The sequence below is a fragment of the Vibrio sp. 10N.222.54.A3 genome, assembly GCF_041474095.1.
Classification (GTDB): domain Bacteria; phylum Pseudomonadota; class Gammaproteobacteria; order Enterobacterales; family Vibrionaceae; genus Vibrio; species Vibrio crassostreae_C.
Genome location: NZ_JBFRTN010000136.1, coordinates 1 through 4,799 on the forward strand (window position 1 = coordinate 1; position 4,799 = coordinate 4,799).

10 protein-coding genes and 1 pseudogene are annotated in these 4,799 nt (G+C 43.0%); 9 read left to right on the forward strand and 2 right to left on the reverse strand.

Annotation, left to right across the window (positions count from 1 at the left end; genetic code table 11):
- Positions 1 to 733 (reverse strand): tyrosine-type recombinase/integrase (locus AB4507_RS21670; RefSeq protein WP_372183335.1); only part of this gene is annotated, 733 nt, incomplete at its 3' end.
- 12 nt (positions 734 to 745) lie between these two features.
- Here AB4507_RS21670 and AB4507_RS21675 point away from each other — a divergent pair.
- The 9 genes from AB4507_RS21675 to AB4507_RS21715 all read left to right on the forward strand — a co-directional run bounded on the left by AB4507_RS21675 (position 746) and on the right by AB4507_RS21715 (position 4,658).
- Positions 746 to 904 (forward strand): hypothetical protein, encoded by a 159-nt coding sequence (locus AB4507_RS21675; protein ID WP_372183337.1) that lies wholly within the window; start codon positions 746 to 748, stop codon positions 902 to 904.
- 60 nt (positions 905 to 964) lie between these two features.
- Complete coding sequence (locus AB4507_RS21680) at positions 965 to 1,171, forward strand: hypothetical protein (protein ID WP_372183339.1); 207 nt, start codon at positions 965 to 967, stop codon at positions 1,169 to 1,171.
- Positions 1,168 to 1,650 (forward strand): AAA family ATPase, encoded by a 483-nt coding sequence (locus AB4507_RS21685; RefSeq protein ID WP_372183340.1) that lies wholly within the window; start codon positions 1,168 to 1,170, stop codon positions 1,648 to 1,650. The genes AB4507_RS21680 and AB4507_RS21685 overlap by 4 nt, the downstream gene beginning before the upstream one ends.
- A gap of 206 nt (positions 1,651 to 1,856) precedes the next feature.
- Positions 1,857 to 2,279, forward strand: a complete 423-nt coding sequence (locus AB4507_RS21690) for a hypothetical protein (RefSeq protein ID WP_372132622.1) — start codon at positions 1,857 to 1,859, stop codon at positions 2,277 to 2,279.
- 26 nt (positions 2,280 to 2,305) lie between these two features.
- Positions 2,306 to 2,758 (forward strand): hypothetical protein, encoded by a 453-nt coding sequence (locus AB4507_RS21695; protein ID WP_372183342.1) that lies wholly within the window; start codon positions 2,306 to 2,308, stop codon positions 2,756 to 2,758.
- A 104-nt stretch (positions 2,759 to 2,862) separates the two neighbouring features.
- On the forward strand, positions 2,863 to 3,267 hold the full coding sequence (locus AB4507_RS21700) for a DUF1801 domain-containing protein (RefSeq protein ID WP_372170536.1): 405 nt from the start codon (positions 2,863 to 2,865) through the stop codon (positions 3,265 to 3,267).
- A gap of 194 nt (positions 3,268 to 3,461) precedes the next feature.
- Positions 3,462 to 3,743: a hypothetical protein gene (locus tag AB4507_RS21705; protein ID WP_048615856.1), complete on the forward strand. Its 282-nt coding sequence runs from the start codon at positions 3,462 to 3,464 to the stop codon at positions 3,741 to 3,743.
- Positions 3,744 to 3,807: 64 nt separating this feature from the next.
- The gene (locus AB4507_RS21710; RefSeq protein ID WP_372183344.1) at positions 3,808 to 4,257 is read left to right on the forward strand and encodes a DUF3291 domain-containing protein; all 450 of its coding nucleotides are present in this window, start codon (positions 3,808 to 3,810) and stop codon (positions 4,255 to 4,257) included.
- A 104-nt stretch (positions 4,258 to 4,361) separates the two neighbouring features.
- Complete coding sequence (locus AB4507_RS21715) at positions 4,362 to 4,658, forward strand: hypothetical protein (RefSeq protein WP_136978477.1); 297 nt, start codon at positions 4,362 to 4,364, stop codon at positions 4,656 to 4,658.
- A 31-nt stretch (positions 4,659 to 4,689) separates the two neighbouring features.
- On the opposite strand, the pseudogene AB4507_RS21720 reads toward AB4507_RS21715, so the two are convergent.
- A pseudogene (locus AB4507_RS21720) lies at positions 4,690 to 4,799 on the reverse strand (IS5/IS1182 family transposase); the annotation flags it as partial.

A 4,799-nucleotide genomic window follows, 5' to 3' on the forward strand; every position in this document is an offset into this window, starting at 1 on the left:
CTTGCTCAAGTAAGTGCGTTGCGAAGCAATGTCTGAGTGAATGAGGACTCGCATGCTTTTTGATACCACACTCTTTAAGTACAAGTTTCATCGTCTTTTGAATTCCGCCACGATCCATGGGGGTGTCGTGACATGTACCAAGTCCAGGAAATAAGTAGCAAGGATGCTTATGGGTAAGCCAGTGCGTGCGGAGTGCCTTAAGCGTTCGCTGCGGAAGCGGCACCATTCGGTCTTTTCCGCCTTTTCCTTCCCGTATGTGAACGCGCATTGTTTGGCTGTCGATATCATGAACCGTAAGATTTAATCCCTCACTGAGTCGTAACCCCATGCTGTACAGAGTAAGAAAAAACACCTGATAACGTGCTTGTCGAGTGTGAGTAATCAGCGAGCTGACTTGCTGTGGTGTCAGTATGTCGGGCAGTCGTTTTACTTGTGGCGGCTTGACGATATTGAGCCACTCCCACTGTTTATCGAGCGTGTAGCGATAGAAAAACTGCAAGCCATTACGATCGAGTTTTATGGTGCTCCACGAGTGGGTTTGAATAAGAGACGCGAAGAACTGTTTGAGGTCAGAGGTCGTTAATGTATCAGGGGCTCGGTCGAAATGAGCGGTGATCCGACGAACCGCACGGGAATAGGCATCAATGGTCGCGGGTCGTTTACCTTGCAGCTTTAGGTTGGTAAGGTGTTGTTCATAAAGGGTGTTGTAACGTTTTAAGTCATCGGGTTTCATGGGGTTACTCCTGTGAACGACCATCAGGGTGATGGTGTTACAAGAGTATGGTTCGCACTCGTTTTACTCTGCCGCGTAGCGGCTTCGTTCAACAAGTTACTTAAGAGTGACGGCAAACCTATGGCATTTTCGGTTTACTTCAATTTCAATGTTTATGTCGCAATGATTTAAGATCTGGTCATAACGTCACTCACACCTATACATAGTGTTGCTTTCTACGAGGGAATGAACATGAAACAACGAGTTTTCAAGAATCTGCAGCTGGCATTAGGTGTTGGTTTTGGTGTTGCCATTCATCAGTACTTTTTTATGACGGATGGTGTGTTTGATTTCTATCGGCCAATGGTGGCGTTTGCTTTTACGTTTGTCGTTAGCAGTATTGGTACACTTCTAAAAGAAAGAATCATGCGTAACAAGCAGACTAATGGGGCATCATGACTAAAATCTATTTCGTATCTGGCTTTATTGGCTCGGGTAAAACGACTTACTCTAAAGCGCTTGCAGAAAAGCATGGCGCGTTTCGTTTCTCGATTGATGAGTGGATGATTCCTTTGTATGGCGAGCATATGGAGCGTGAGGTTTTTGATCGCCGGCTGGCTACGTTACAAGGGTTATTCAAGGACTCTGCAAGGCAGCTCTTTTCCTTGGGTGTTCCGGTGATTTTTGACTTTGGTTTTTGGCGTGAGTCTGATCGGGATTCTTTTACAAGCTGGGCATCAAACCTAGGTGTGGACAGCGAAGTTCACTACCTTGATGTTCCCTTTGAGACTTGCAAGCAGAGAGCATTTAGCCGTAACTCGGAACTGAATGGTAAGTCTTATGAAATGACACCTGAAATGTTAGATCTGTTTTGGTCTTGGTTTGAGGTTCCCACTTCAAATGAAAATGTTATTTGGGTTCAACAGGAAGCTCAATAAGGTATGCAGTCAGGCGCGCAGGTGAGTGGTATTTTTGTTATCTAGCTTATGTTCTAAGCCTCACGTTACATTGGGTTTGTGAAAGTCTGAGTTGTCCATCGAATAGTCGTGTAACAAGGGCATTTCTCATGCCGTATTTTTGGTAATTAGTTCTTCCTGTCGATTATCAAATTTGTCCTAAACCCACTATAAGGCAGGGAACCCCAATGAATAGAACGCTATGGTTCGCACTCATTTCGCTTTTGTTTTCAATGACAATGGTATTTTGTACATACAGTTATGGAACAGAGAGCCACGTTGAAGTAATCACACTCACTTTCGTACTGTCGGGCCCTCTGATTTTGACCTTTGCGCTTGTTGTCATCTTTTGTGGCGCACCTGTCATTAACAGGCACAAGTTACTTGGAACCGTCGCAATTTGTGTGCATGGATTTACAGCCTCACTGCATGTGCTGTGGAACGGTTTTATGTTTGTCGATGTGATTAATAAACAAGGCTTAGGTCCGGGACAAGGTTATTCTGGCTTGATACTTTGGGTTGGTAGTATCAAGGCGATGCTACTTGGTTTGGTTGTGGGAGTATGCCTGCATTACTTGCTACGATTATTTAGAAAGGCTGCAGTAAGATAACTGTTGGCTAGTTAGTGGGTTGTTCGTTGTCTATAGGAGTTGTCGCTGTGTTTTATAGTAAGGAATTCAACAAGGGATTGCTGCTCATCTTTGTTGCGATAAGTGCTTTCATTGTCGTTACCTCTGATAATAACCCCGGGACATTAGTCGCTCATGCCATCAATGGTTTAATTGCTTTGCTCTTTTTCTCCATGACAATTGAGGTCAAAGACAATGTACTAAGCTGGTATTTCGGCTTTGGTGTTTGGCGTAAGAATGTAGAAGTGTCAGACATTACAGAGACATCGTTCTATCAAAGCAAGTGGTATCAAGGTATTGGTATCCGAATGCTGAGCGATGGCTGGTTGTATAATGCATCGATAGGTTCAGCGCTGAAGTTAAGCCTAAGCAATGGAAAGCATGTTTACATTGGTTGTAAGGAAACAGACGGTTTAAAGCTGGTCTTGAAAACCGCTAACGAACAGATAACGCAAAAGTGATTTACGAGGCTTGGCACTTCTCGTTTTGAGTTGGACTAATTTTTAAGGCTGTATGCTTTAAGTGAGCTGCATTTTAATATCTCAACAAGTGGATCGGAGGTTCAATGGACCAAGCAATCAAAACACATTTCGACGAGTATCCCGATGATGTTCGAGCTCGGCTTGAAGAGTTGCGTTCATTAATCTTTGAGCTTTGCTCTGATTTGGAACTAGGTGAAGTCGAAGAGTCTCTGAAATGGGGCGAGCCGAGTTACAGCGTTAAGACGGGCAGCCCAATTCGAATCGACTGGAAATTGAAGTCACCAAACAACTATTACTTGTTCTTTAACTGTCAAACGAAGCTAGTCGACACATTCAGAGAATTGCACGATGGCACATTGGTATTTCAAGGTAATCGGGCAATCGTCTTGAACCTAACTGAACCACTTCCCAAAGCACCAATCAAGCAGTGCTTAGAGTTAGCCTTAACTTATCAACAACGAAAACATCTACCGCTTCTTGGCGCGTAGTTCTTATATGTTGTCATTATATTTCTTAAACAGGTTTTCTGTGTTCTAGCTATCACTCTTTAAAGTGCTAAGACTGTACCATCTTGATTAGTATCAAGAGGCTAGGGAATCTCTATAACCAACGCTGATTGTATTGCTTACCGTTTAAAAAGGTGTTCTAGTCACCTTGTATTTCAAACTTAAAAGGAAGTTGTATGAATTTAGATAAAGCCAAAAAACGTATCGCAAAGCAGGTTAAAAAAGGCGACCACGGATACCCAAAAATCACGTTAGCGTATTACGGGACGACCAAAGATCTCGCAACGGAAGTCGCGGTTCAATTTATGCTGGGTGAGGGCGATGGTGTTCAAGAAGAGCGTTTTTCTTGTGAAACCGAAATCAGAGATAATGAGCTAATCCAAACGACGTTACTCAAGATAATCGAACGCGCTAATGTTAACTCAGTGATTGAAGTTGAAGGCGTGACGGTTCTTTAGTTGTCTTAGTATCAGTCGGTGCGTTTGAAATTTTCTACTCATAATTTATCAAGGAAGAAACATTATGAAATTAGCTCAGTTAAATATCGCTCTGGCAAAATACCCGTTAGATGCGCCGGAAATAAAAGAGTTTGTCGATAACTTAGAGTTGGTTAATGGAATCGCAGAAAGCAGTGAAGGGTTTGTTTGGCGTCTGAAAGATGAATCTGGTGACGCCACCAATATCCAAGCTTTCTATGATCCTAATATGATTGTGAACATGTCGGTGTGGGACTCTGTGGATTCGTTAAAGAACTTCATGTTCCGCACACACCACCGTGATTTTATGCGCCGAAAGGGGGATTGGTTTCATCGTTTACCTGAAGATACTTATGTTCTTTGGTGGATTGAAGAAGAGCATATTCCCACACTCGAAGAGGCGATAGAGCGACTTGAACACCTCAGAGAAACCGGTGATACGCCGTATGCCTTCACTTTTAAAACCAACTTTACAGAGTCAGAAGCGCCAAAATAGCGTTCATAGATAACCAACGTTATGTTTTTTAGACGTTTTATGGCAATTCCCGTGAAGATGAGTCGATTATTGGTATGATGTTTCTATAGTCTTCGAGAGGTTTAATTATGTTGAAAATGAAAAGTAGTGTACTTGCGGTGTGTTTATTCGGTTTCAGCATGAGTGCTACCGCTTCAACACTGGAAGAGTGTGCAAAACTCCTTCCTGATGGTCACACGTATAAAGTAGAGATCATTTTAGACGTAGATAAGACTGATAAAGATCCAGCGGTGAAAGGCAGTTTTGGTGTGACGGGCGGAGCGGATGCGCCAGATACTTTTGATATCGGTGATTTTGTCGAGTGCGCAGGTCCTCTGATCAAAACCGTAGATACAGACAGCAACGATGCGTCTAATTCCTAGGGCGTGTTGATCTTTGCTGTACATTTCGCGTTCAACAATACATCGGTAGCCACATTAACATGAATGCCAGCGATAACATGCTGGCATAATTCCTTTCTAGCTTGTCATATCTAATTGAAATGGCTCGATAATGCTTAATTC

Coding starts and splice junctions, on each gene's coding strand:
- AB4507_RS21680 (WP_372183339.1), top strand. CDS start 965: ATGAAACAACGAGTTTTCAAGAATCTGCAGCTGGCATTAGGTGTTGGT.
- AB4507_RS21685 (WP_372183340.1), top strand. CDS start 1,168: ATGACTAAAATCTATTTCGTATCTGGCTTTATTGGCTCGGGTAAAACG.
- AB4507_RS21690 (WP_372132622.1), top strand. CDS start 1,857: ATGAATAGAACGCTATGGTTCGCACTCATTTCGCTTTTGTTTTCAATG.
- AB4507_RS21700 (WP_372170536.1), top strand. CDS start 2,863: ATGGACCAAGCAATCAAAACACATTTCGACGAGTATCCCGATGATGTT.
- AB4507_RS21705 (WP_048615856.1), top strand. CDS start 3,462: ATGAATTTAGATAAAGCCAAAAAACGTATCGCAAAGCAGGTTAAAAAA.
- AB4507_RS21710 (WP_372183344.1), top strand. CDS start 3,808: ATGAAATTAGCTCAGTTAAATATCGCTCTGGCAAAATACCCGTTAGAT.